Source organism: Rapidithrix thailandica, assembly GCF_039710355.1.
Lineage (GTDB): Bacteria > Bacteroidota > Bacteroidia > Cytophagales > Flammeovirgaceae > Rapidithrix > Rapidithrix thailandica.
This window is the reverse complement of sequence record NZ_JBDKWZ010000012.1, coordinates 138,367-161,912: the sequence shown is the minus strand read 5'-3', so window position 1 is coordinate 161,912 and position 23,546 is coordinate 138,367. Positions and strand designations below refer to the sequence as shown.

General features: G+C 40.0%; 23 protein-coding genes. 19 read left to right on the top strand and 4 right to left on the bottom strand.

The annotated features are described in order from the left end of the window. The first annotated feature begins 49 nt into the window (after positions 1–49). The 5 genes from AAG747_RS19920 to moeB all read left to right on the top strand — a co-directional run bounded on the left by AAG747_RS19920 (position 50) and on the right by moeB (position 5,127). Positions 50–1,066, top strand: coding sequence for a YpdA family putative bacillithiol disulfide reductase (locus tag AAG747_RS19920; protein ID WP_346822978.1), 1,017 nt, complete (start codon positions 50–52; stop codon positions 1,064–1,066). A gap of 90 nt (positions 1,067–1,156) precedes the next feature. Further along, entirely contained in the window at positions 1,157–1,561 is a 405-nt protein-coding gene (locus AAG747_RS19915) for a DUF2721 domain-containing protein (RefSeq protein ID WP_346822977.1), read from the top strand. 166 nt (positions 1,562–1,727) lie between these two features. Continuing rightward, positions 1,728–3,059, top strand: coding sequence for an NAD(P)/FAD-dependent oxidoreductase (locus AAG747_RS19910; RefSeq protein WP_346822976.1), 1,332 nt, complete (start codon positions 1,728–1,730; stop codon positions 3,057–3,059). Positions 3,060–3,187: 128 nt separating this feature from the next. After that, positions 3,188–3,823: a polysaccharide deacetylase family protein gene (locus tag AAG747_RS19905; RefSeq protein ID WP_346822975.1), complete on the top strand. Its 636-nt coding sequence runs from the start codon at positions 3,188–3,190 to the stop codon at positions 3,821–3,823. 176 nt (positions 3,824–3,999) lie between these two features. Then, positions 4,000–5,127, top strand: a complete 1,128-nt coding sequence (gene moeB, locus AAG747_RS19900; protein WP_346822974.1) for a molybdopterin-synthase adenylyltransferase MoeB — start codon at positions 4,000–4,002, stop codon at positions 5,125–5,127. A 52-nt stretch (positions 5,128–5,179) separates the two neighbouring features. Here the strand turns inward: moeB and AAG747_RS19895 are convergent, their stop codons facing one another. After that, positions 5,180–5,584, bottom strand: coding sequence for an OsmC family protein (locus AAG747_RS19895; protein WP_346822973.1), 405 nt, complete (start codon positions 5,582–5,584; stop codon positions 5,180–5,182). 77 nt (positions 5,585–5,661) lie between these two features. On the opposite strand from AAG747_RS19895, the gene AAG747_RS19890 reads away from it, so the two are divergent. The 3 genes from AAG747_RS19890 (at position 5,662) to AAG747_RS19880 (ending at position 7,874) form a co-directional block, all read left to right on the top strand. Then, complete coding sequence (locus tag AAG747_RS19890; protein WP_346822972.1) at positions 5,662–6,405, top strand: hypothetical protein; 744 nt, start codon at positions 5,662–5,664, stop codon at positions 6,403–6,405. Positions 6,406–6,652: 247 nt separating this feature from the next. Next, positions 6,653–7,534 (top strand): lipoyl synthase, encoded by an 882-nt coding sequence (gene lipA / locus AAG747_RS19885; RefSeq protein ID WP_346822971.1) that lies wholly within the window; start codon positions 6,653–6,655, stop codon positions 7,532–7,534. Positions 7,535–7,643: 109 nt separating this feature from the next. Further along, positions 7,644–7,874 carry a cytochrome b5 domain-containing protein gene (locus tag AAG747_RS19880; RefSeq protein WP_346822970.1) on the top strand — a complete coding sequence of 77 codons (231 nt, stop codon included), beginning with the start codon at positions 7,644–7,646 and terminating at the stop codon, positions 7,872–7,874. Positions 7,875–7,954: 80 nt separating this feature from the next. Here AAG747_RS19880 and AAG747_RS19875 read toward each other — a convergent pair whose 3' ends face one another. Further along, a complete protein-coding gene (locus tag AAG747_RS19875) occupies positions 7,955–9,625 on the bottom strand; it encodes a hypothetical protein (protein WP_346822969.1) in 1,671 nt (556 codons plus the stop codon). A gap of 334 nt (positions 9,626–9,959) precedes the next feature. Here AAG747_RS19875 and AAG747_RS19870 point away from each other — a divergent pair, with 334 nt between their 5' ends. The 7 genes from AAG747_RS19870 to AAG747_RS19840 all read left to right on the top strand — a co-directional run bounded on the left by AAG747_RS19870 (position 9,960) and on the right by AAG747_RS19840 (position 15,549). Further along, positions 9,960–10,829 (top strand): ChaN family lipoprotein, encoded by an 870-nt coding sequence (locus AAG747_RS19870; RefSeq protein WP_346822968.1) that lies wholly within the window; start codon positions 9,960–9,962, stop codon positions 10,827–10,829. Positions 10,830–11,004: 175 nt separating this feature from the next. Next, entirely contained in the window at positions 11,005–11,244 is a 240-nt protein-coding gene (gene rpmB, locus AAG747_RS19865; protein WP_346822967.1) for a 50S ribosomal protein L28, read from the top strand. A gap of 33 nt (positions 11,245–11,277) precedes the next feature. Next, entirely contained in the window at positions 11,278–11,460 is a 183-nt protein-coding gene (gene rpmG / locus AAG747_RS19860) for a 50S ribosomal protein L33 (protein WP_346822966.1), read from the top strand. Positions 11,461–11,462: 2 nt separating this feature from the next. After that, a complete protein-coding gene (locus AAG747_RS19855) occupies positions 11,463–11,615 on the top strand; it encodes a DUF4295 domain-containing protein (RefSeq protein WP_346822965.1) in 153 nt (50 codons plus the stop codon). A 99-nt stretch (positions 11,616–11,714) separates the two neighbouring features. Then, positions 11,715–12,671, top strand: coding sequence for a signal recognition particle-docking protein FtsY (gene ftsY, locus AAG747_RS19850; protein ID WP_346822964.1), 957 nt, complete (start codon positions 11,715–11,717; stop codon positions 12,669–12,671). A 263-nt stretch (positions 12,672–12,934) separates the two neighbouring features. Continuing rightward, positions 12,935–13,762 (top strand): DUF6089 family protein, encoded by an 828-nt coding sequence (locus AAG747_RS19845; RefSeq protein WP_346822963.1) that lies wholly within the window; start codon positions 12,935–12,937, stop codon positions 13,760–13,762. 107 nt (positions 13,763–13,869) lie between these two features. Beyond that, entirely contained in the window at positions 13,870–15,549 is a 1,680-nt protein-coding gene (locus AAG747_RS19840) for a capsule assembly Wzi family protein (RefSeq protein WP_346822962.1), read from the top strand. A gap of 76 nt (positions 15,550–15,625) precedes the next feature. Here the strand turns inward: AAG747_RS19840 and AAG747_RS19835 are convergent, their stop codons facing one another. Further along, entirely contained in the window at positions 15,626–16,603 is a 978-nt protein-coding gene (locus AAG747_RS19835; RefSeq protein ID WP_346822961.1) for a tetratricopeptide repeat protein, read from the bottom strand. A 396-nt stretch (positions 16,604–16,999) separates the two neighbouring features. On the opposite strand from AAG747_RS19835, the gene AAG747_RS19830 reads away from it, so the two are divergent. The 4 genes from AAG747_RS19830 (at position 17,000) to AAG747_RS19815 (ending at position 22,432) form a co-directional block, all read left to right on the top strand. After that, entirely contained in the window at positions 17,000–17,776 is a 777-nt protein-coding gene (locus AAG747_RS19830; protein WP_346822960.1) for an enoyl-CoA hydratase/isomerase family protein, read from the top strand. Positions 17,777–17,850: 74 nt separating this feature from the next. Beyond that, positions 17,851–19,353: a lipopolysaccharide biosynthesis protein gene (locus tag AAG747_RS19825; protein WP_346822959.1), complete on the top strand. Its 1,503-nt coding sequence runs from the start codon at positions 17,851–17,853 to the stop codon at positions 19,351–19,353. A gap of 192 nt (positions 19,354–19,545) precedes the next feature. Beyond that, positions 19,546–20,550, top strand: coding sequence for a sugar phosphate nucleotidyltransferase (locus AAG747_RS19820; protein ID WP_346822958.1), 1,005 nt, complete (start codon positions 19,546–19,548; stop codon positions 20,548–20,550). A gap of 115 nt (positions 20,551–20,665) precedes the next feature. Continuing rightward, positions 20,666–22,432 (top strand): tetratricopeptide repeat protein, encoded by a 1,767-nt coding sequence (locus tag AAG747_RS19815; RefSeq protein ID WP_346822957.1) that lies wholly within the window; start codon positions 20,666–20,668, stop codon positions 22,430–22,432. A 48-nt stretch (positions 22,433–22,480) separates the two neighbouring features. Here AAG747_RS19815 and AAG747_RS19810 read toward each other — a convergent pair whose 3' ends face one another. Then, complete coding sequence (locus AAG747_RS19810) at positions 22,481–23,299, bottom strand: SDR family oxidoreductase (protein WP_346822956.1); 819 nt, start codon at positions 23,297–23,299, stop codon at positions 22,481–22,483. Positions 23,300–23,546 lie beyond the last annotated feature (247 nt).

The following is a 23,546-nucleotide window of genomic DNA, read 5'->3' as shown; positions in this document are numbered from 1 at the left end:
TAGTGCTATTTATGAGTGCCTTTTGTTAGCCTGTCTTACTTCCAGCTCAATGAAAACTAAATTTGCTATGTCCGAAAAAGTATTAGATGTCTTGATCATTGGCGGAGGTCCCATTGGTTTGGCTTGTGGGATTGCCGCAAAAAAGAAAAACCTGGATTTTTTAATTGTAGAAAAAGGCTGCTTGGTAAATTCTCTGTACAATTACCCGGTGAACATGACCTTTTTCTCTACTTCCGAACGCTTGGAAATAGGAGGGGTGCCGTTTATCTCTCATGGCGACAAACCCAACCGTACCGAAGCTTTGGAGTACTACCGTAGGGTGCAAAGCTCCTGGCAATTGCCGATCAAATTGTTTGAAAAAGTGATAGAAGTGGAAAAGTCCGGAACTGTGTATACCATCCGAACGGAAAAAGCTACCTATCAGGCGGCTACCATCATTATTGCGACCGGCTTTTTTGATAAACCCAATTTGATGGGGGTAAAAGGGGAGGAGTTGCCCAAAGTAAAGCACTATTACGATGATCCTTATCTGTATGTGGAGCAAAAGGTGTTGGTGGTTGGTGCTGCCAACTCTGCCGTGGATGCGGCCCTGCAAACGTACCGGAGGGGAGCGGAAGTGATTATGGTGGTGAGGGAAAATGAGGTGAGTGAAAGGGTGAAATACTGGGTAAGGCCGGATATCGAAAATCGGATCAAAGAAGGTTCTATCCAAGCATATTTTAACGCCTCCGTGCAAGAAATCCGCGAAAGCGAAGTCGATATTCTGACACCGGAAGGAATTGTGACCGTGAAAAACGATTTTGTATTGGCTATGACGGGGTATCAACCGGATTTTCGTTTCCTGGAAAAAATAGGAATCGAACTTGACTATGAAGGAGGAAAAGTTCCGGTACACAATGAGGAAACCATGGAAACCAACTTGGAAAATATGTATTTGGCCGGGGTAATTTGCGGAGGTATGCAGACCAGTAAATGGTTTATTGAAAACTCCCGCGAGCATGCCGATAAAATCATTGATCATATAGTGAAAAAAAAGCAGGAGGGAAAAGCGGAGGCATGCGTATAATGCGCAGGCCTTTTCCTTTTGAAAGACGTTTTACTCATGTTAACGCATTGGACTAACCAACTTTGTGCTTATTCAAAACTTAAAATGACCATGACCTTAACAACCCCAGCATTGTTATTTCCCGCAATTTCTCTCTTGTTGCTGGCATATACCAACCGCTACCTGGCAATTGCTTCCCTGACTCGGGATTTACATTCGAAATATCAAAAGCAACCGGATAATACGCTGTTGGTCAGTCAGATTAACAACCTGCGAAAACGCATCACTTTGATCCGCTTGATGCAGGCTCTGGGGGTATTTAGTTTGTTTCTATGTGTATTTTGTATGTTTTTGATGTTTTCGGGAAAGGATTTGATTGCCGAGTATTTTTTCGGAACTGCTTTGGTGCTTTTGATGGCGTCTTTAGGCTTTTCCGTATGGGAAATTCAAATTTCTGCCAAAGCATTGAACATACAGTTAAGCGACATAGAACAACTTTCCAAAAAGGTATTCTAAGTTGATAGGCTGTTGACCTGCTTTCGGTTTCAACCTGTTTTGTCAATTTGTTCACCACTATTTCCAATCAAATGTCATACTTCAGACAATTGGTTTTGTTGGCGATCTGTAATATTGAAACTATATTACGAGTAACCTATTAACCACTTACCGATATACTCATATTATGCACATCGCAATCATTGGCAACGGGATTTCGGGGATTACAGCAGCAAGGCATATCCGGAAATATAGCAAACATCAAATCACCGTCATTTCTGCGGAGACAGAGTATTTTTTCTCCCGTACAGCCCTGATGTATATCTATATGGGGCATATGAAATACGAGCATACCAAACCGTACGAAGATTGGTTTTGGAAAAAAAATGATATCCGTATTGTACATCAGTATGTAGAAAAAATTGATTTTGAAAACCGGTACTTACAGTATAGCAATGGTGAGCGTTTGCCCTATGATAAGTTGGTGTTGGCGGTGGGGTCCAAACCCAACAAATTTGGCTGGCCGGGGCAGGATTTGAAAGGGGTAATGGGTATGTACAGTTACCAGGACCTGGAACGTATTGAAACGTACTCCGAGGGTGCTAAGTCCGCAGTGATAGTAGGCGGAGGGCTGATTGGCATCGAACTGGCCGAAATGTTACACTCCAGGGGAATTCATGTAACCTTTTTGGTGCGGGAAAAAAGCTTTTGGAATGCAGTCTTGCCTCCAGGGGAATCAGCCATGATCAACCGGCATATCGAAGAACATGGAATAGATTTGCGATTGGGCACGGAGTTGCAAGAAATCCTCCCCGATGCCGATGGAAGAGCAAAAGTTGTGATCACCAGTAAGGGAGAGGAAATTCCTTGTCAATTGGTAGGTTTGACTGCCGGGGTGAGACCCAATGTGGATTTTTTGAGAAATACTTCCTTGAATGTCGACCGGGGTATTGTGGTCAACGAATATTTTGAAACCAATTTGGAAGATGTGTATTCCATTGGCGATTGTGCTCAGTTCCAAGTTCCCCTTCCGGGGCGTAAAGCTGTGGAACAAGTATGGTATACAGGCCGGATGCATGGGGAAACCTTGGCCTATTCGCTTTGTAAAGAGAAAATTCCTTATCAACCCGGGCCTTGGTTTAATTCTGCTAAGTTTTTTGATATTGAATACCAAACCTATGGAACGGTACCGTCTCAATTGCCTGATGGAAAAGTTTCTTTTTATTGGGAACATGAAGACGGGAAAAAATGCCTGCATTTTGTATTTGAACAAGGAAGTCGCAGGTTGTTAGGGGTAAATACGATGGGGATACGTTTGAGGCATGAACACTTCCAGGATTGGATTGAAAAGGAAAAGCCAATTGAATATGTGTTGGAGCACTTACAAGAAGCCAACTTTGATCCTGAGTTTTTTAAGACCTATGAGGAACAAGTAGTGAATGAATTCAGAAAGCAACACCCGGCAATTACGGTCAATTTCAAAAAGAAAAAGCGCTTTTTAGAATTACTTGGTTGGTGAATGCTCCCCAATCGGGTAGTTTGCATAAAGTTGCTCGCGTAGGGCATCATCCGTACATTTCTTCTTCCTAAGAATTCCGTTCGATCAATAACCTTTCTATCTTTGGGGAAGATTAATCACAACTGCTTATGATCATTCATAAAATGGGTTGGCCCTTTAAAAAAGTCCTTTATCCTTCCTTAACCTGGAGCCGCTCTGCCAAAGAAAAAATCATTTACCTGACCTTTGATGACGGGCCCATTCCCGAAATCACCGAATTTGTCTTGGATACCTTGCTCCAGAAAAAAGTCAAAGCCACTTTCTTTTGTGTGGGGGATAATGTCCGGAAACACCCCCGGGTTTTTCAACGGGTACTGGAAGAAGGGCATGGCCTCGGAAATCATACCTTTAATCATTTGAACGGTTGGAAAACAGCTTTTTCCGAATATGTGCAAAACATAGACAAATGCCAAGCCTATTTGGATCCGGCCTTAAACGGGCGTAAATGGCTTTTTCGCCCTCCTTATGGGCGGATCACCAAGAAGCAAATCCGGGCAGTGCAGCAAAAAGGCTATGAAGTGATCATGTGGGATGTATTGAGTGCGGATTTTATGAAATCCCTGGATAAAAAAAACTGTTTACAAAAAACAGTGAAGTATTCGGAGCAAGGGTCGATTGTCGTATTTCACGATAATATTAAGGCATTTGAAAATATGTCGTATGCTTTACCCAGGTACATAGATACTTTTCAGGCTCAGGGATATAAGTTTGGCACATTGAATTAGTGGAAAAGCTTCGTTCTTTGTGGATTTTTTGAAAATAATTCGAAGAAAACGGAGGCCTTCTGTTACCTTTATTTGTTTCAAAGATATTGAAGAGGAAATGAAAAGGCTTTTCCTCCGGATGAAATTTAATATACTTTACAAATCTGTATTCTACAGGTATTGAATACACTTTCATTATGCTTACAAAAGAAGAAAAACAGCGATATAGCCGGCACTTGATTTTACCAGAGTTTGGAGAAGAGGCACAACTCCGGTTAAAACAAAGTAACGTATTGATAGTAGGTGCCGGAGGTCTGGGGTGCCCGGTATTGCAGTATCTTACGGCAGCCGGAGTCGGAAAAATAGGAATCGTGGATTTTGATGAAATTCAGGACAGTAACTTACAAAGACAAGTGCTGTATACCACAGAACATATCGGTAGAAAAAAAGCGGAAGTAGCCCGGGAAATTCTTTCTTTACAAAACCCTTATGTCCAATTTACTACATATTTACAACCATTTACGTCTCAAAATGCTCTTGAAATAGTAGAAGGCTATGATTTGGTAGTGGATTGTACGGATAATTTTGCTACACGCTACTTGATCAATGATGTATGTGTACTGCTAAACAAACCTTACATTTACGGAGCGATCTTTAAATTTGAAGGGCAAGTGTCGGTCTTCAATTATACGGATGAAAATGGAGCACAAGGGCCTACCTACCGCTGTTTGTTTCCTGCACCGCCAAGTCCGGGAGAGGTGCCAAGTTGTGCGGAAATAGGCGTAATCGGTGTATTACCCGGCTATATAGGTATGTTACAAGCTAATGAGGCGGTAAAAGTGCTGACGGGTATAGGGAAAGTACTCAACGGTGAATTGATGGTGGTGGATTTATTGGAAATGAGTACGCAAAAGTTTGTGATTCAACGCAATCCTGAAAGTGCGAAAGTAGAGGGCTTGATAGATTACGAAGAGTTTTGTGGGGTGAGTTTGCCACAAGAACCCATGAAAACGTTAACGGTACAAGAGTTGGAAGAAAAGCTTTCTCAAGGTGAAGCCTGGCAATTGCTTGACGTAAGAGAATTGTACGAATTTGAGATTTGCCATTTGGAACATGCTCGCCTGATTCCCATGCAAACGGTGAGTGAACGCCTTCATGAGGTTGACAAAGAAAAACCTACGGTAGTGTATTGCCACCACGGAGGGAGAAGTGCCCATGTAGTACAAGAACTGGAAACAAAATACGGATATAAGAATTTATATAATCTGGAGGGGGGGATTCATGCCTGGGCCATGTTGGTAGATGATGAAATGGAAACGTATTAATCCAAACCAAGCGATAGAGAGGAGTCTCTGTCGCTTGGAGGAATTGCCATGATTAAATATCAAAGCTAACCGTTTGTTTGAGATCAGGATGAAGACTTAATGCAACGGGGCAGTTCAGTGCTGCTTTTATCAATTTTTTCTTATCTTGATCAGACAATTGACTATCCGCTAAGGTGAAGTGAATTATAACTTCACTGATTTTACGAGGAGAAGATTGCATTACCTTTTCAGTGGTATAGCGTAAGCCTGATAAGTCAATTTGTTCGCGTTCGGCCAAAATACCCATGATGGTGGCCATACAGCTGCCTAAAGCTACCGCAACCAGGTCTGTGGGAGAAAATGATTCTCCTTTTCCATGATTATCCACCGGCGCATCAGTGATTAATTCGCCTTTTGAAGGGTTGTGTTGCACTTTGGTTCTTAAGTTTCCCTGATAGCTAGAATTGAAAGTTGTCATAGGAATAAAGATTTTGTATTTTATAGTTAAACATAAGAAAAGCAAGCAGTAAAAATCACTAAATTTAGTATAAAAAAGTGAAAACATACCGATATCTAATAGCCGCCATTCTTCTACTCTTTACCTCCTTGGCTCATGCCCAATACAGAGATACGGAAGAGGATGAATTTATGTATAAAAGTGAATTTGTAGGTGGGATTAATTTTAATACCATTGGTGGGCTGATTGGAGGTGTTTACTTCAAATATGCACGGGCACTCACCCCTAAAATGCTTCATAGTTTTTCTTTGGAAATCGTTAATGTAAAACACCCGAAAGAAGAGCGCTATCAAAATATCCTGACAGGAGGTACTTTTATCCCTGGCAAAAAGAATTATTTGTATGGTCTCCGGCCTCAGTATGGCAGAGAATTTATTCTATTTAAAAAAGCCCGGGAACGTGGAGTTCAAGTGGATTTTATTACCGCAATAGGCCCTACTCTAGGCGTTGTAGCTCCTTATCTAATTGAAATCGAAGAGGACATGGGAGGGGGAATTCGCAGAGTAAGGGTGGTGCCTAACAGTGGCAATATTCAAAATGCGCGCATTTTGGGTACGGGTAGCTTCTTTGAAAGTTTGTCCAAATCCAAAATTCAATGGGGAACCTCTTTGAAACTGGCCATGTCGTTTGAATTTGGTGCTTTTAAGTCCAACGTTACCGGAGTAGAAGCCGGATTTATGTTGGATAAGTATTTTGATGAAATCGAAATCATGGAATTCGCCAAAAACCGCAGTGTATATACTTCTGCTTTCCTCACCATTTATTTTGGCGTACGCAAATAGTTCGAATTTCTTCCCTGTTACTTTCGTTGGAATGTATTACATTTGCAGCGTCTGACAAGTGCAAATTTTGTCTGTTCGATTCTAAGAAAAACTGAAATTTCAGGCTTTTTTGTGAATGGCAAATCGTTTCGTTTTTCTTAAAGATCTTAGTGTAACGGGTCACTCCTAATGAACTGAGTATCCTAAAAAAACTGTACAGCATTTGTAACGGGCCGTTTTGATTATTAAAAACTAATTCCGTGTTGTTATGATTGAATTACCCGTAATATCTTCTGAAAAAGTAGAAAGGAGAAAAAAACCGGACTGGCTACGGGTCAAGTTGCCTGTAGGAAAGAATTACGCCAGGGTTAGAAAATTAGTTGATAATTATAAATTACATACCATTTGTGAGAGCGGTAACTGCCCGAATATGGGGGAATGCTGGGGAGCCGGCACAGCTACCTTTATGATTCTTGGAAATGTATGTACCCGGGGATGTTCGTTTTGTGCTGTGGCAACAGGACGGCCTACGGAATATGATACCGAAGAGCCAAAGCGAGTCGCAGAGGCAATTAAGTTAATGCAGGTGAAACATGCCGTACTTACTTCGGTGAACCGGGATGAATTGAAAGACCGGGGCGCTGAAATTTGGTATCAAACGGTTCGGGAAGTAAAAAAACTTTCCCCTGAGACCACGATAGAAACGCTAATTCCGGATGTGAGGGGGAATTGGGACGCGTTGTACCGGATGATTGAAGCCGGACAGGAAGTCGCTTCGCATAATGTGGAAACGGTAGAAGAACTCTACCGGAAGGTGCGGCCACAAGCAAAATACAAGCGTAGTTTGGAACAACTCACCCGGATGAAGGAGTTTGGCAAACGTACGAAAACAGGAGCGATGTTAGGCTTAGGGGAAACCGATGAACAAGTGTTTCGTTTAATGGACGATTTGGTAGAAACCGGGTTGGATATCCTAACTCTCGGACAATACCTGCAACCTACTAAAATGCACCTGGAAGTGGTGGAGTTTGTGCATCCGGATAAATTCGAAATGTTCAAAGAAGAAGGACTGAAGCGGGGAATTAAATATGTTGAATCCGGTCCTTTGGTGCGTTCTTCTTATCATGCCGAAAGACATGTAAACGTATAAGTTAGTTGACGAAAGGCTGTCTTTCGTAATTCTTTTTTGAATATAAGTTCAGGCTTTATCATTTCTTCGAAATCATAAAGCCTGATTTTTTTTAGCATTTTTCAATTTTATGAAATCTTATACAAAGCAACAGTTGGCCTTGCGGAATGGAAATGACCGGGAAGAAATATGGTGTGCATTTCAAGGGAAAATTTATGATGTGAGCCGCTCAAAATTATGGAGGAACGGAAAGCATTATGAGCATTGGGCTGGCCAAGATTTGACAGAAGAACTGAAAGATGCACCTCATAATGCAAATGTGTTTGATAAATTTGAGGTGGTAGGATACCTGGAAGGGTAAAGAAAATCCGCCCCCGAAAGATTTAACATTCAGGGACGGATGCTTGGAATAAACATACCGGAAAAAAGTAAAGTAATTGATTAATGTAAAATTTTGATTTCGACCCTCCGGTTTTTTTTGCGGTTTTCTAAGCTGGTATTCGGTACAAGTTTATGCCGGTCTCCGTATCCTTGCGCTTGAATGAAATTTTCAGGCACTCCTTTTTCTACCAGAAATGCTTTTAGTTTTTCAGCTTGCTCCAAGGTCGGGTCAATTTTACGAACCGTATAGGGTGGAAGAGAAGCTTCTTGGTTGAATGAATCTGCCAGGATCGCTTCGGTTTCTCCTGTAGTCATTTCCCGTTGGCTATCAGTAAGAGAAGTGTTTTCTGTTAGGAGTAGCAACGAATCATTGGATGCCTCTGCTTGCAAATTCTCTTCAAAATTCACTGTCTGATATAGCGTATCGTAATAGACAGAGTCAGTATGTACTCCGATTTCAATTTTGATGGAAGGATTGCTTTTTAAGAGTAAAAATACTCTTTTCAAGTCTTGTTCACTGGCTTGATCAATGTGTGCGTCCTCTGATAGGCATACTGTATTCAGCCGGAATGTCTCTCCCTTTTGGGTTTTTGAGAGCTTGATATCCCAGTTAGGGTTTTTAGGTGAGAAGTCTTTTGTCAAATCGATCGTTTTAGCATAAAAATTATGTTTTTTATCTAAAGCCATTACCGAAAAATCATATTTTGCCCCTTCCTGTATCAAAACATAATAAGAGCCGTCAGAGTGGTTTTTAATAACTTGTTCCTGTGAAGCATCCTCCAGGTTTTGAATCCGGATGGCGGCTTTCAATGGTCTGTCCGAATCTTTATCTACAATTTTACCGGTGATTTGGATCATGGGGTGAGGGCGAAACGCTTCCGGAAGAATTGATTTGACAATGTTTTCTTTTTCCTTATATGTTTTGACGTAATAGATCAAATCTCCTCTGGCAGGAACACTGACATAAAAGTTGTCATGTTCGTCATTCATAAAGTCGATAGGAATGGGTTCGCTCCAGCCCTCTTTAGATTTTTTTGTCAGGTACAAGTCTAGATTACCAGCCTCCGCTTTGTCAGAGGCAAAAATAAGCGTTTGGCCATCCGGTAAGATTTTAGGCGAAACACAATTGCCCTGATTGATAAAATCAGGTAAGGGTTCTGCTTCTTCAAACATCCAATCGTTTTTTCTTTTGGCTACAAATAGTTTACAGCCCGATGCTTCATTATAACCCATACTTTCACACCTCATAAAATAAAGGTATTGGCCATCAGCGGAAAGACTTGGACTTCCGTCATTCGTTTCACTGTTCACAGGCATACCAATGTTCAATGGGTCGGCCCATACTGTGCCCTTTTTCTCAGTGAACCAGATATCGTATTTCCCCCGCCCTCCATATTTCTGAGAGGTGAAGTAAATGTAATTGCCGTCATACGTAAGAGAATAACCAGGCCAGTAATTATTTTCAAATAGTAAATTGATGGATTTTACTTTTACCGGGTCTTCCCAGCTTTCCGGTCCTTTTTTCTCTGCATATTGTATATGGAGTCGCTTTGAATTCGTGTAGTCCGTCATATACACCAATGCTTTGGCATCTCCTCGAATGCTTGGAAAAACTTGATTACACATTGGAATATTAATATCCCTGGGCAGGATTTTAGTAGGCACTTGTGCCCATACAGGTAGCTGTATCAAGAACAGAAAGCAGAAAAACAAAAAAAGTTGCTTCTTCATAGAAATCTTCATTTTGCATTGAGTAAGTAATACACAGGGATTATGCCATTTTGGGTTTATTCTGTATGTACGCAAATAAAGTCCTGAACGATAAAGGAATTTTGTAAGGAGAAAGTCAGAAGTAGAAGTGCTTTCTTCTTCCAAAAGAGGAGGAAAGGTTTTTTGAAAAAAGGAATAGTACCTTTTTAAGGGAATAATGAAATTTCCTTAAAAAAAAGGATGCGCAAATTGGGGATAAGTTTGATTTTGTATTGATTTGCCATAGAAAAGCAAAATAAATTGAGATGTTTATTTTCTTTGGGATTACAATTCTGAAAAAAAATCTTCATTAGCTATGAAACTAATACATTTTTTAATTTTATTTATGCTAACGATGCTTCAGGCAAACGCACAAAAGTCTACTTACCAGTTGTTTGATAAATCAGGAAAGACGGTTTCCTACAATCAGATGCTGGAGAGAATGAGTGATGCGGATGTGGTGCTGTTTGGAGAGTTGCATAATAATCCGATTTGTCATTGGCTGCAATTGCAGGCGGTAAAAGACATTTATTATATCAAAGAGGATAAATTGGTACTGGGTGCGGAGATGTTCGAAACAGATCAGCAACTTGTAGTCAATGAATATTTGAAAGGGCTGATTAACGAATCCCACTTTAAAAGTGCCATCAAGTTGTGGACGAATTATTCTACGGATTATGCTCCCTTGCTTACGTTTTCCAAAGAAAATCAATTGGAATTTATCGCAACCAATATTCCCAGAAGGTATGCGGCTATTGTGGCGAGAAAAGGGTTTGACGGGTTGAACCAGTTAGAACCAGCCGCTGCAAAGTATTTTCCTCCAATGCCGATTGACTTTCAATCCAGTTTATCAGGATATAGAGACATGTTGACTATGTTAGAAGGGCATCATGGAGATATGATACCTCAAAATGTAGTAAAAGCCCAAGCTATAAAAGATGCTACAATGGCTTTTTTTATTAATAAGAATTACAAATTCGGAGAGACTTTTTTACATTTCAACGGAACGTATCATTCCAATAATTTTGAAGGGATATATTGGTACTTGAAGCGTTTGAACAAACAATTGGACATCGTAACCATCGCCACCGTAGAGCAAGATGAGATTCAAGTCTTGAATAGCACTCATTCGGGAAAAGCCGATTTTATTATCTGCATTCCGGTGGATATGACCAAAACCCACTAAGGCTTTTCAAAAAATGTGGTGGCAAGTATTTGAGCATAAGGTACATACTCAACTTGCTTGAGCATTTGTGGGGAGGAAATGTTTTTGAAAAAGCAAAGAATATTTTTGCCGGAAGGTTTGAATTAAAGAAAGATTTTTTGATATTTGCACATCCAAAATTAAACTAGAAGGAATAATGTCAAGAGTTTGCCAAATTACAGGGAAAAGAACAAGCGTTGGAAATAACGTATCGAAAGCAAATAATAAGACAAAGCGTAAATTTTATCCGAACTTACATACCAAGAAGTTTTATATTCCGGAAGAGGACAAGTGGATTACGCTGAAAGTGTCAACGACTGCATTGAGAACAATCAACAAAAAAGGAATCTCTGCAGTGCTTCGTAAAGCGCGTAAAAAAGGCAATGTGATTGTTTAATTGATTATTAACAGTTTCAAAGGAGTTTAGAAAATGGCAAAGAAAGGAAATAGAGTACAGGTGATTTTAGAATGTACTGAGCATAAAAACTCTGGTCAACCTGGAACTTCTCGTTATATTACTACCAAGAACAGGAAGAATACGCCAGATCGATTGGAATTGAAGAAATATAACCCTATTTTGAAAAAATATACTATTCACAGAGAAATTAAGTAACCATGGCTAAGAAAGTAGTTGCGACCTTAAAGAAAGAGGGCGGTCTTAAGATTGCTAAAGTGATTAAAGCAGTGAAAAATCCTAAAACCGGAGCTTATACTTTCAAAGAGGAGATTGTGCCGGAGGATATGGTTCAGGAAGTATTAAATAAGTAAGGTATATAAGAGATTGGCTCTTTGTGAGAACCCTACATTTTGTAGGGTTTTTTTATAGTGGGACTTTTTATATATTTAAGGGCCTAATGAAATACGTACATGGGATTATTTGATTTTTTTTCTAAGGATAAGAAAAAGTCCTTGGACCAAGGACTGGAAAAAACCAAGAAAAGCTTATTTGAACGAATAAGTAAAGCTGTCGTTGGCAAATCTAAAGTCGATGAAGAGGTCTTGGATGAATTAGAAGGAATCCTGATTGCTTCGGATGTCGGAGTAAATACGACCCTGAAAATCATTGAAAGGCTTGAGGAAAGGGTGGCTAAGGATAAGTATGTGAACACCTCGGAGTTAAACAATCTTCTATATGAAGAGGTTGCCGCGTTGATGTCTGAAAATAAATCAGAGGACATCCAAAGCTTTGACCTGCCCACTGACACTAAACCTTATGTAATTATGGTGGTGGGTGTGAATGGAGTGGGGAAAACCACCACAATTGGTAAACTGGCCGCACAGTACAAAAAGCAAGGTAAAAAAGTGCTTTTAGGTGCTGCGGATACTTTTAGAGCCGCAGCTGTAGACCAACTTATCCTTTGGGGGGAGAGAGTTGGAGTCCCTGTAGTGTCTAAAGGAATGAATGCCGATCCTGCCTCTGTAGCGTTTGATACCGTTAAACAAGGTATTGAGGAAGAATATGATGTGATCATCATCGACACGGCAGGAAGATTGCATACGAAGGTTAACTTAATGAATGAACTTTCCAAAATTCGTAGAGTTCAACAAAAAGTAATTGAAGAGGCACCGCATGAAGTATTATTGGTGCTAGACGGTAGTACTGGTCAGAATGCGGCTATCCAAGCGAGAGAATTCACAAAGGCAACTGAAGTGAGCTCATTGGCCATTACAAAGCTTGACGGTACGGCAAAAGGAGGAGTTGTGATTGGGATTTCGGATGAGTTCAGAATTCCGGTAAAATATATTGGAGTCGGTGAAAAAGTGGAAGACCTACAACCTTTTAACAAAATGCTGTTTGTGAAATCGCTTTTTGACAAAGAATAAAAAAATGGTAAGTCCTTGATGGACAATACTTAAAAAAAGTTGGATATTTTTTTGTTACATTAGTTTTGTCCTATTTTTTAGAAAAAGTTCCTATAACAACATGCGTATTGGATAGATTTTTTTCCATAAATTTGGAGCGCTCATTGATATACAATACTTTAAGTAAGAGGACTCAGAAAGTTCAATTATTTGAATATAAATTAACCACAAAGACATAATTTTTACTAAATCCAACTTTTGCCCATATAAACCTTCAAAAAACTATGGTAAAAAGAGTTACCCTTGTATTATCATTTTTTGCTGCATTTTTGATAATCAACTCGCAACAAGCACAAGCACAGTGGAGTTTGGTTGGTGGGGTCGGTGCTACAAACTATTCTGGGGATATTTCAGGTGTTAAAATTGACCATACCCGACCAGCTTTATCATTAGATCTTTGGTATGCTATCCATCCATATTTTCGCTGGACAGTGGGAGTAGGTGCTTATCAATTATATGCTAAAGATACCTATGAGCAAAGAAACAGAACCTTCAGGGCTAATCATTACGAACTGAACACCACAATGATGTTTATCTATGATCGCAATGTTGCTTTTGCCCCTTACGCCTATGCCGGTGTGGGAATTACAAAAGTAGATCCGGAAGGATTGGTAGAAGATCCTACTATTGGTGATTGGTGGTTCAATATTGCCGAGCACGAGCCCGAAAATGCAAGTATACCAGGGCATGCATTTATTATTCCTGTGGGCGTGGGTGTTCGTTACCGTTTTAGCCCTCAATTTGCCGTACTCTTAGATGGAGGTTTGAGAATCTCTACCTCCGATTTTATTGATGGGGTAAGCAATAAGAATATTAATGTTTCTCAGTTGAGTGGAAATGCTAGAACCTATCATGAAAAAATCAGACCTCATGGCTTTGGAGGGAAAAGTACGATAAGAGGAGGAAATCCTGACGTTTCGGATTTCTATGGAATTGTGTCCTTGAAATTGCAGTACATCCCGAGAACCTACGGTCATAATAGTGAATACCTTCGCTATCGCAAAAGAGGTAAAGGCAAGTTCAGAAGACGTGCTGGTTATATAAGCTACTAGCCAATATCGACTAAGTCAGTATAAAAGAGCTATTTTTGAGAGGAGTATCCATCTTTCTTGAAGATAGCTCTTTTGCTATATAAACTTTTTAATCTAATTTTTTCCAGATGAAAAAGCTAACTCTACTTTTTTTAATGTGTTTGGGGAGCTGGGGCATTGCTTTGGGGCAAAGTGCCTTAGCACCATTAAATACAGAATATTACCATTTGATTGATCGCTATGAAATCAAACAAGGTACTTTCTCGAAAAGCTTTCATTCTTATGTAAAACCTTATCATAGAAAGGCAATAGTAGAATTCATAGAAGGTGTACAAGAAGCCGATATTGCCAAAAGCAAGGTGGATCAATTTAATTTGGAGTACCTCTTAAGTGATAGTTGGGAGTGGACAAAAGAAGAACACGGGGTAAATCAAAAACCGTTTTTAAAACATTTTTATAAGAGAAAGCCGGATCTCTACCATGTAAATGACCCTGATTTTGACTTACATATTAATCCTGTACTTTACTTTTCCGTAGGAAAAGATAACCAATTAAGTTCAACTCCTTATATCAATTCAAGAGGATTGGAGTTGCGAGGGAACATAGGGAAAAAAGTAGGTTTTTATTCGTTTATCACCGATAACCAAACCCGGTTTCCTTTATATGTACAGCAAGAAATTGCTAAGAATGGGGCCGTGCCCGGTGAAGGCTTTTGGAAAGTAGTAGATGGCGACAGTCAGGATTTCTTCTCTCCCAGAGGGTATATTACATTCAACTTTACCAAGCAGATTTCTTTTCAATTCGGACACGATAAAAACTTCTGGGGGCAAGGATACCGTTCCACGGTCTTGTCTGATTATTCAAATAATTATTTGTTTGCAAAAATTAATACAAAAGTCTGGCGAATCAATTATACCAATTTATTCGCTAAAATGACTGCAAATAATCAGGACAAAGTGAGTGGGCATTACCCTAGAAAATATATCACCTCTCATCACCTGAGTGTAGATGTAACAGACCATTTGAACATTGGCTTGTTTGAAACCATTGTTTTTAGCCGTCAAGATAGCCTTGGAAACAATCATTTTGAACCTGATTACCTCAATCCCATTATTTTTTACCGTGCGGTAGAACATGATTTGGGCGATCCGGACAATGTGTTGATTGGTATGGATTTCAAGTGGAACCTGATGAATCGTTTTCAATTGTACGGCCAATATACTTTAGACGAACTCTTGGTGGATGTAATGGTGAATGGGAATGGCGATTGGAAAAACAAATTTGCAGGTCAGTTGGGGGGAAAGTACATTGACGCTTTTGGGGTATCAAATTTGGATCTTCAGCTGGAATTTAACGCTATCCGCCCTTATATGTATTCTCATAAAGGAGATGTGATGTATCAAAACTACCAGCATTTTACTCAACCATTGGCGCACCCTAAAGGGGCTAACCTGCTGGAATATGTGGGAATTATCCGGTACCAACCTTTACCGAGACTGTCATTGAAATTGATGGGAATGTATACGAAAACCGGCGAAGATGGTGAAGGAGAAAACTGGGGGGCTGATCTTTCTAAAGACTATAATACCCGTCAACAAGATGTGGGAAATACGATTGGGCAGGGTATCAGTACTAAAATAGCCTATGTGGATTTAAACGTATCTTATATGCTGTTTCATAACTTATTCTTAGACTTTCAGCAAACCTTTCGCAACTTCAATAGTGAAGACGATACCAGGGATTTGAATACATCCTTTACCAACTTCTCTTTGCGATGGAATATTCCTCAACGGAGGCATGAGTTTTAAATAAACGTTGAAGGTATAAAAACGACCATAAAAGCTTGCATTTTTACATCGTGCAAGCTTTTATGGTTTGTGGGGTTTACCTTTCTAAATACTGAAGTTTCCTCAATATATTTTTGGTGGGCTCGTAATTGCTACAGACTTGAAGTGATTTTTGAAAATGAAAGTGCGCTCGTCTTTGATCCTCCACTTGTAAATAAGCCAAGCCATAATTGTAATGAATGCCCGGATGGCTAAATGTCCGGGACATGATTTCATCGTATATTTCACCGGCAGCTTCCACTTCTCCTTGTTGGGCTAATATATTGGCTTGGTATAAATCTTTAAAATAAGGGTTTCTGCGTTGGAGAGATCGGAATTTTTGAATGGTGACCATTACAAATCCTATCAGCAACGAGAGGTTTTTGAGATAAGACTCTTTGAAAAAAACTTCGGCAAAGCTATCCGAACAAAAATAGGTGTGGGAAGAAAAAGCCTTTTCGTTGATTAAGTAATAACATTTAATGTCCGTAAAGCTCTGTATCCGGTCATAATAGCCATTTTCCGGACAAATTTTATAAGTTTCATTGCCAGGAATCTCAAAGGTATATTTATCAAAAATCACTTGACAATACTGGCAATGGACAAATTGAGATTCTACAAGGCCAGTGAGGTCAATGATGGAGTCGCAATGAGGGCAGTTCACTTTTTTGAACTGTGTTTTAATTTCGGCCTTGGTCATTTTTTGCAAACGCTCCTCAATTTGCAGTTGTGCACACCTTCTGTCAAGGATTGCTTTTACCTCAAAAGCAAAAGATTTCACCTGTAGCACAATGCAGTTATGTCCTTTGATAATTTGATTGGACAAGTATTCACTGATCGTGGGGTAGGGGACGAGTACTACAATCACTTTATTTTTATGAAACTCTACCTTGTGAATATCCTGAAAAAAGATGCGGTGCTGATGGAGAATAAGCCCATCCCGGCTGATTCTGCCCAGTTTGCCAAAATAGGTAAAGGGTTGCCCTTTCTTATCTAAAAATTTGAATTCAAATGTGAAAATACTGGCTTCTCTCATCTTTCATAAAATGCATTGTGAACCGGATAGGAAACAGAACATATTTATATTGGGTAAAAATAAAACTACTCCTGAAATATTGTCTATTCAAAAAAAGAAAACTATTAAAATTGATCGTAATTCGGAAGAGCTACTTTGGGAAGTTGCATGTTTTAAAAAAGGTTGTCTATTTTTGCTACGGAAGTGCGTTTCTTAAACCAAAGCCTTTTCCAAAATCTTGGTAAAGGGAGTAAATACACTTTTGTTTTTTGAGTTTTCTATGTAATTTATTGAAAATCAAATGCAAATATCAGTGTAGTTGCTTGAGAATCGGTACTTTTGCAGAATAGAATAAACACGGATATATCTTTGAAAACGGATGCTAATCTTTTAGCTTAGCACTAAAACTGGCAACATATGGGCTTTCATAACTTAAAGACCAATTTAGAGGATGGCATTTATAGCATCGTCATCGACCGGGAAGAAAAAGCAAATGCTTTAAATGCCCAGACAATGCAAGATATCGAGGGTGCTTTTCAAGAAGTATATGATAACCCTGAAATCAAAGGGGTGTTAATAACAGGGGCGGGAAATAAGGCCTTTGTGGCGGGAGCCGATATTAAAGAAATTTCAGAAATCAACTATATGACCGGACGGAAGTTTGCGGAAAGTGGTCAGGAGATTTTTGCTAAAATCGAAAATTGCCCCAAACCCGTCATTGCAGCGATCAACGGCTATGCGCTGGGAGGAGGTTGTGAATTAGCATTGGCATGTCATATTCGGGTGGCTTCTGAAAATGCGCAAATAGGCCTTCCCGAAGTAAGCCTTGGCTTGATTCCTGGCTATGGTGGCACGCAACGTTTGCCCCAACTCATTGGGAAAGGTAAGGCCTTTGAAATGATTATGACAGGGGATCCCGTAGGGGCCAAAGAAGCCCAATCGCTTGGACTAGTGAACCATGTAGTAGAACAGGCGGAATTGATTAAAAAAGCCGAAACGATTTTACGAAGAATCATTGCAAGAGCACCCTTGGCAGTTTCAATGGTCATCGATTGTGTGAATGCATCTCAAACTACCGATGACGGATACCAGACAGAGGCCAACTCTTTTGGGAACTGTTGTAAAAGTGAAGATTTTGTGGAAGGTACAAAGGCCTTCTTAAATAAACGAAAACCCGTCTTTCAAGGGAAATAACACTTTATTCTGACCGAGAAAAGAATGGAGGTAAGCCGACTGGCCTTGCCTCCTTTTTGTTTGACACAACTGACATGTTAAAAAAACTTTTTTCCGAAACAGTGGTGTATGGAATGGGCACTATCCTACCCCGGTTGATCAACTATCTGCTGGTGCCTATTCACACAGGTGTTTTACAAACGGATAGTTATGGGATTGTGGCTTATTTTTATGCCTATGCGGCACTTCTGAATGTGCTCTACACCTATGGAATGGAAACGGCCTTTTTTCGCTTTGTAGATAAAAAAGAAGGTATTTTTGACCAGATCTTCACGGCCATTCTTACTACCAGTTTACTATTTTCCGGAATACTCATCGCTTTTTCTTCGAACATTGCAGCAGGTATCGGGTTTCCCGAAAGTGGAAATTATGTAACATGGTTTGCCATCTTGATTGCAACGGATGCCATCTTAGCGATTCCTTTTGCACAATTGCGAAAACAAGGGAAAGCGGTCAAGTTTGCCTTGGTAAAAATCTCCAATGTCGTATTGAACGTTGCCTTAAACGTGTTCTTTTTGATCGTTTGTAGAGATATTTATGAAGGAAAGTATTTAACGGGTTTTCAAGAAATTATAAATACTTTTTACGATCCGGAACTGGGCTTGGGCTATGCATTTTTGTCCAATATGATTGCAAACATTTTGCAGATTCCCTGGTTTATCAATATGTTCCGTCAAGTTCGCTTACGGTTTCATTGGAAAGGGTTCCAACCGGTGTTTTTATACGCCTACCCGCTGATTTTTTCGGGAATGGCCTTTTGTATCAATGAAGTAGCCGACAGGATTTTGTTAAAATACCTTTTCCCAGAAGAAAAGCTAAAGCTGAGCAGTATCGAAGCTATCGGGATTTATTCAGCCTGTTATAAACTTTCCATATTCATTACGTTGGCAGTACAAGCTTATAAATACGCAGCCGAACCCTTCTTTTTTGCACAGGCGGGAAAACAAGGTTCACCACAGTTATTTGCCCGTGCCATGAAGTTTTTTGTAATCGTACTGAGTATCATGTTTGTGGCTGTCAATGTGAATTTAGGTTGGATTAGCGATTTGTTTTTGAGAAAAGAAGCTTATAAAGAAGGTTTGTTTGTGGTGCCTATTTTATTGATGGGCAATATCTTTTTGGGCATTTATTATAACTTAGCCGTGTGGTATAAAGTCACGGACAAAACCCGCTATGGAGCATATATCAGTATTGGTGGAGCGTTTTTTACCTTAGTATTGAACTTGCTTCTTATTCCTCAAATCGGCTATGCCGGTAGCGCTTTGGTTACTTTGTTTTGCTATTTTGGAATGGCTGTCAGTAGTTATTTGATCGGGCAAAAGTTTTATGCCGTTCCGTATGATTTGGGCTCTGCTATTTTTTATTTATTGATTGCCTCGGTGATAGTATGGATCGGAAGAGAAATTCAAATTGAACCACAATGGGGTAACTTCTTTATTCAAAACGCCTTATTGGCCTTATTCGCACTGCTGGTATTGTTCAAAGAGCGAAATGAATTTAAACAACTGTTTCAACGAAATAAAGCCATACAAGATTAGTGGATTTTTGTAAATTTGTTTACTTAGCTTAGAGGGCCGAAGGTTCGGTAAAAGATAACGGTAAGGAAAGGGAGGTAAGATGGCAACTAATTCAAAAGCGTGGCGCTAAAATTTAGTTGGGGGATAGGGCTTGTATATAGGCTTCACAAGTCCTCAGAATATTAATAGATGATCAAAACGAAGAAATCTACAATGAAAATAATCATACCGATGGCTGGCAGAGGGACACGCTTGCGGCCACATACATTAACGACTCCTAAACCTTTAATTAAAATTGCGGGAAAGCCTATCATTCAATGGCTGGTGGAAGATCTTCTGGTACTGGTGGATGGAAAAGTGGAGGAGGTGGCATTTGTCGTACATCATCAAGACCCTTCCATGGAAGCGTTTTTTGAAAGCCTTACTTCCGAATTAAAACTACCTGTAAAAGTATATTATCAACAAGACCTATTAGGGACGGCTCACGCACTTTATACGGCCAAAGAATCTCTGACGGGAAATGTGCTTATCGCCTTTGGCGATATTTTGTTCAAATCCGATAAAAAACTAGACCCGACTCAAGAAGCCATTGTTTGGGTGAAGAAAGTTCAAAACCCTTCTGCCTTTGGGGTGGTAAAAGTGGATGAAAATAATGTGATTACCGATTTTATTGACAAACCGGATACATTTATTTCCGACCGGGCAGTAGCCGGAGTATATTTCTTCAAAGAGGGGGATCGCCTAAGGAATGAAATTGCCACATTTTTAGAAGAGCAAATCTTGGTGGATGGCGAATATCCTTTTACCACTGTGTTGGATAGGATGAAAGGTAAAGGAGTAAAGTTTGTTCCGGGATTGGTGGACGAGTGGGTAGATTGTGGTACCAAAGATGCCATGATTGAAGCCAATCAGACATATTTGAATCACCTGCCCAAAAAGCATATGGTGGCCGAAACGGTACAGGTCATCAATTCTGTTTTGATCAGTCCGGTCTTCGTAGGTGAGAATGTGAAAATTGTGAACTCTGTCATCGGGCCTCATGTATCTGTGGAAGCCGATACTCAAATTACCAATTCGGTAATTTCAAAATCTTTGTTGTTGGAGGGAGCGAATGTAATTAACGTTAACATGTCAAACTCAATGTTAGGGAAGCGCGTTACATATGAAGGTAAAGTTTCAGACTTAAGTTTGGGTGATTTTAATAAACTTTTTGATTAGGAATGCTGTGGTGTACTGTCTTTTTTATAGAAAGATAAGCCACCAAAGTGTTTGACACTGCCAACAGTGTCGTTTGAAGTTGAGAGGTTTACCCAGGGAAAAAATCGATATGCAAATGAACCGTTCGATCAAGTTTCTACTACTCTTTTTAATGATTTTGAGCCTCAGTGATATTGCTGTTGCCCAGAGAAAGAAAAATAAACAAAAAAGACGTACTGACTCCCAGGAGGTCTTGAGCCACCATTCCCAAAAGCGTCCCGCCCAAGTCAACGATCGCGATCAGATTGAGGCCGAATCGATCTTTATCGAGGCTATGAAATATTTCGTGTTGGAAGACTATGAAACGGCACTGAATTTATTTCGCAAAAGTGACAAAGTCAATTCATCCAGTGCGGCTACCAAATATAAAATAGCCCATACCCTGACCCGTTTGAGAAGGTTTGATGAAGCATTGCCTTATGCACGTGAAGCTACCCGTTTTGAAGAAACCAACGAATATTACCATAAAATCCTGGCGGAAATTTACCGGCAACTTGAAGAGTATGACAAAGCGGTCGAAAGTTATCGTTGGCTGACAATACATAGTAAATCTTCCGAAAATTACTTTTACGAACTCGCTTCAATTTTTTTGCAAAAAGGAGAAGTAGATGCCGCTATTTCCGTGTACAACGAACTGGAGGTAAAATTCGGGCTAAACGATTCGTTGATCAAGCAAAAGCAACGGATTTATTTGAGTCAAGGAAACTTGGACGCAGCTTTGAAAGAAGGGGAAAAATTAATTTCAGCCTACCCGGAAGTAACAGAATTCGGTTTGGCTCAAGCGCAGTTATTATTGACCAATAACCGTATTGAGGAAGCCACACAGATGTTGGAGAAATTGGTTGAAAATGAGCCTGACGACCCTCATATCCTCTTATTAATGGCGGATATTTATAAAAAACAAGACCGAACGGAAGACTATGAAAAAGCATTGGAAATGGCTTTTTCCAATGCACAGTTGAACGTGAAGCAAAAAGTGAAAATCTTGTATAACTATCTTCAAGTCGCTTATAGTGAAGACAAACGGGTGGTGGGGTTAAAATTGGCGGAGATTGCCAAAAATGCCCATCCTGAAGATGCTCAAGTCAATGAAGTCTATGCAAGCTTTTTGATTGCCAACCAAAAAAGGAAAGAGGCCAGGGATTATTTATTGAAATCAGTTCAGGTAGACAGCGATAATTTTAAAGCCTGGCAGAACTTGATCTCTTTGGATTGGGAATTAAACCAAGTAGATAGTGTCATCCGGCATTCGGAAAGTGCTTTGGAGCTATTCCCCAATCAACCGTTATTTTACTTATATAATGGGTCGGGCCATTATATGAAAAAAGATTATATGGAAGCCAAGGCAATTTTGGAGCAAGGCAAAATGTTGTCTACCGATAAGGAATTGACCAATCAAATCAATGCCCAATTAGGGGATATTTATCATTCACTCAAAGAATATGACAAATCGGAAGGCGCTTATGAAGAAGTGCTGGCAAATGATCCGAACGATTTGCATGTGTTGAATAATTATAGCTATTACCTGTCTTTGAGAGGTGTAAAGCTAGATAAGGCACAAGAGATGGGTAAAAAACTGATGGAAATAGAGCCCAATAACCCTACTTATTTGGATACGTACGGTTGGATATTGTATATAAAAGGAGAGTATGAAGAAGCTGAAAAATATTTAAATAAAGCTGCCAGTTTTTCCGGAAAGGCCACCATTATCGAACATTACGGTGATGTTCTGTACAAGCTTGGGCAAGTGGAAAAGGCCTTGGAGCAGTGGAAAAAAGCAAAGGAAGCAGGGGGAGCCGGAGTGTTGGATGAAAAATTAGCCCAGAAAAAATTGATTGAATAAACGAGTCTAAAAGCGAAGGGGCCTTGTGATCACAAGGCCCCTTCGCTTTTAGAGCTTTTTGAATGGAGAATCTTCTTCTTTGGCCATATGGTTAAATACCATTTTGTCCATCCATCCGGGAAACAACTTGTTTAAGAATACCGTCAACTTTCCTTGTTGTGTGAGAATAAGCGTTTTTTTACGTTTACAAGTCGCTTTATAAATATGGCTGGCACACTCTTCCGCACTCATCATGTTTCCCTCATTGCGAGGAGATTCCCCCTGTGTATTTCCATCTTTGGTCAAAGCAGTTGTCCGGATATTTGATGCCGTAAAGCCCGGGCATGCGGTGAGTACATGCACGCCTTTAGGCAGCATTTCCGTACGAAGTACTTCCAAAAATCCTTGCATGGCAAATTTTGAAGCCGAGTAACCCGCTCTGGCAGGTAAGCCCCGGTAACCCGCAATGGAAGAAATCCCGATAACACTGCCTTTTTGTTGAATTATATGTGGCAAAGCATATTTTGTAGCATATACAGTTCCCCAAAAGTTTACATTCATCAAGGTATGAAGCACCTTCAAATCTACCTCTTCAAATAAAGCCCGCATCGACATACCGGCATTATTGATAAGGATATCAATACAGCCAAAGTGTTGAAGTGCTGCGTCCACCATGCGTTGGTTGTCCGCTTCCTGACTGACATCGGCTTGTATACCTCGCAGTCGGATCCCTTTTCCGGAAAACTCCTGTATTACCTCATCGAGCCTCTGTTGGTTACGGCCTGTAATCAGAATATTTGCGCCTTTTGAGCCAAACTCAAAGGCAAGCGCTTTGCCTATCCCGGAGGTTCCTCCCGTAACGATCACCGTTTTGCCTTTCATAGTCATATGTTCTGATAGCAGAAGAAAATCTAAATGTATTTGCAATAAAATATATGATGACTTTGCCTTTCTCTCTCTTCTTGAAATATGAGGGGGCGGTATCTCCAATAGGCAAAGACATATAAATTCAAACATTAAAACTGATGCGAAGATAAAAAGGATGACCGTAAGAGGTAAAAACTATGGACTAAAAACCGTTTTTTTCACAGGTAGTCCGATGAAATAACAAAGAGGACCTTGCTTTAAGCGGGAA

What these genes read in the sequence shown, in the direction of transcription:
- AAG747_RS19920 (WP_346822978.1), top strand. Translation starts at nt 50, where the DNA reads ATGAAAACTAAATTTGCTATGTCCGAAAAAGTATTAGATGTCTTGATC.
- AAG747_RS19915 (WP_346822977.1), top strand. Translation starts at nt 1,157, where the DNA reads ATGACCTTAACAACCCCAGCATTGTTATTTCCCGCAATTTCTCTCTTG.
- AAG747_RS19910 (WP_346822976.1), top strand. Translation starts at nt 1,728, where the DNA reads ATGCACATCGCAATCATTGGCAACGGGATTTCGGGGATTACAGCAGCA.
- AAG747_RS19905 (WP_346822975.1), top strand. Translation starts at nt 3,188, where the DNA reads ATGATCATTCATAAAATGGGTTGGCCCTTTAAAAAAGTCCTTTATCCT.
- moeB (WP_346822974.1), top strand. Translation starts at nt 4,000, where the DNA reads ATGCTTACAAAAGAAGAAAAACAGCGATATAGCCGGCACTTGATTTTA.
- AAG747_RS19895 (WP_346822973.1), bottom strand. Translation starts at nt 5,584, where the DNA reads ATGACAACTTTCAATTCTAGCTATCAGGGAAACTTAAGAACCAAAGTG.
- lipA (WP_346822971.1), top strand. Translation starts at nt 6,653, where the DNA reads ATGATTGAATTACCCGTAATATCTTCTGAAAAAGTAGAAAGGAGAAAA.
- AAG747_RS19880 (WP_346822970.1), top strand. Translation starts at nt 7,644, where the DNA reads ATGAAATCTTATACAAAGCAACAGTTGGCCTTGCGGAATGGAAATGAC.
- AAG747_RS19875 (WP_346822969.1), bottom strand. Translation starts at nt 9,625, where the DNA reads ATGAAGAAGCAACTTTTTTTGTTTTTCTGCTTTCTGTTCTTGATACAG.
- AAG747_RS19870 (WP_346822968.1), top strand. Translation starts at nt 9,960, where the DNA reads ATGAAACTAATACATTTTTTAATTTTATTTATGCTAACGATGCTTCAG.
- rpmB (WP_346822967.1), top strand. Translation starts at nt 11,005, where the DNA reads ATGTCAAGAGTTTGCCAAATTACAGGGAAAAGAACAAGCGTTGGAAAT.
- rpmG (WP_346822966.1), top strand. Translation starts at nt 11,278, where the DNA reads ATGGCAAAGAAAGGAAATAGAGTACAGGTGATTTTAGAATGTACTGAG.
- AAG747_RS19855 (WP_346822965.1), top strand. Translation starts at nt 11,463, where the DNA reads ATGGCTAAGAAAGTAGTTGCGACCTTAAAGAAAGAGGGCGGTCTTAAG.
- ftsY (WP_346822964.1), top strand. Translation starts at nt 11,715, where the DNA reads ATGGGATTATTTGATTTTTTTTCTAAGGATAAGAAAAAGTCCTTGGAC.
- AAG747_RS19845 (WP_346822963.1), top strand. Translation starts at nt 12,935, where the DNA reads ATGGTAAAAAGAGTTACCCTTGTATTATCATTTTTTGCTGCATTTTTG.
- AAG747_RS19840 (WP_346822962.1), top strand. Translation starts at nt 13,870, where the DNA reads ATGAAAAAGCTAACTCTACTTTTTTTAATGTGTTTGGGGAGCTGGGGC.
- AAG747_RS19835 (WP_346822961.1), bottom strand. Translation starts at nt 16,603, where the DNA reads ATGAGAGAAGCCAGTATTTTCACATTTGAATTCAAATTTTTAGATAAG.
- AAG747_RS19830 (WP_346822960.1), top strand. Translation starts at nt 17,000, where the DNA reads ATGGGCTTTCATAACTTAAAGACCAATTTAGAGGATGGCATTTATAGC.
- AAG747_RS19825 (WP_346822959.1), top strand. Translation starts at nt 17,851, where the DNA reads ATGTTAAAAAAACTTTTTTCCGAAACAGTGGTGTATGGAATGGGCACT.
- AAG747_RS19820 (WP_346822958.1), top strand. Translation starts at nt 19,546, where the DNA reads ATGAAAATAATCATACCGATGGCTGGCAGAGGGACACGCTTGCGGCCA.
- AAG747_RS19815 (WP_346822957.1), top strand. Translation starts at nt 20,666, where the DNA reads ATGAACCGTTCGATCAAGTTTCTACTACTCTTTTTAATGATTTTGAGC.
- AAG747_RS19810 (WP_346822956.1), bottom strand. Translation starts at nt 23,299, where the DNA reads ATGACTATGAAAGGCAAAACGGTGATCGTTACGGGAGGAACCTCCGGG.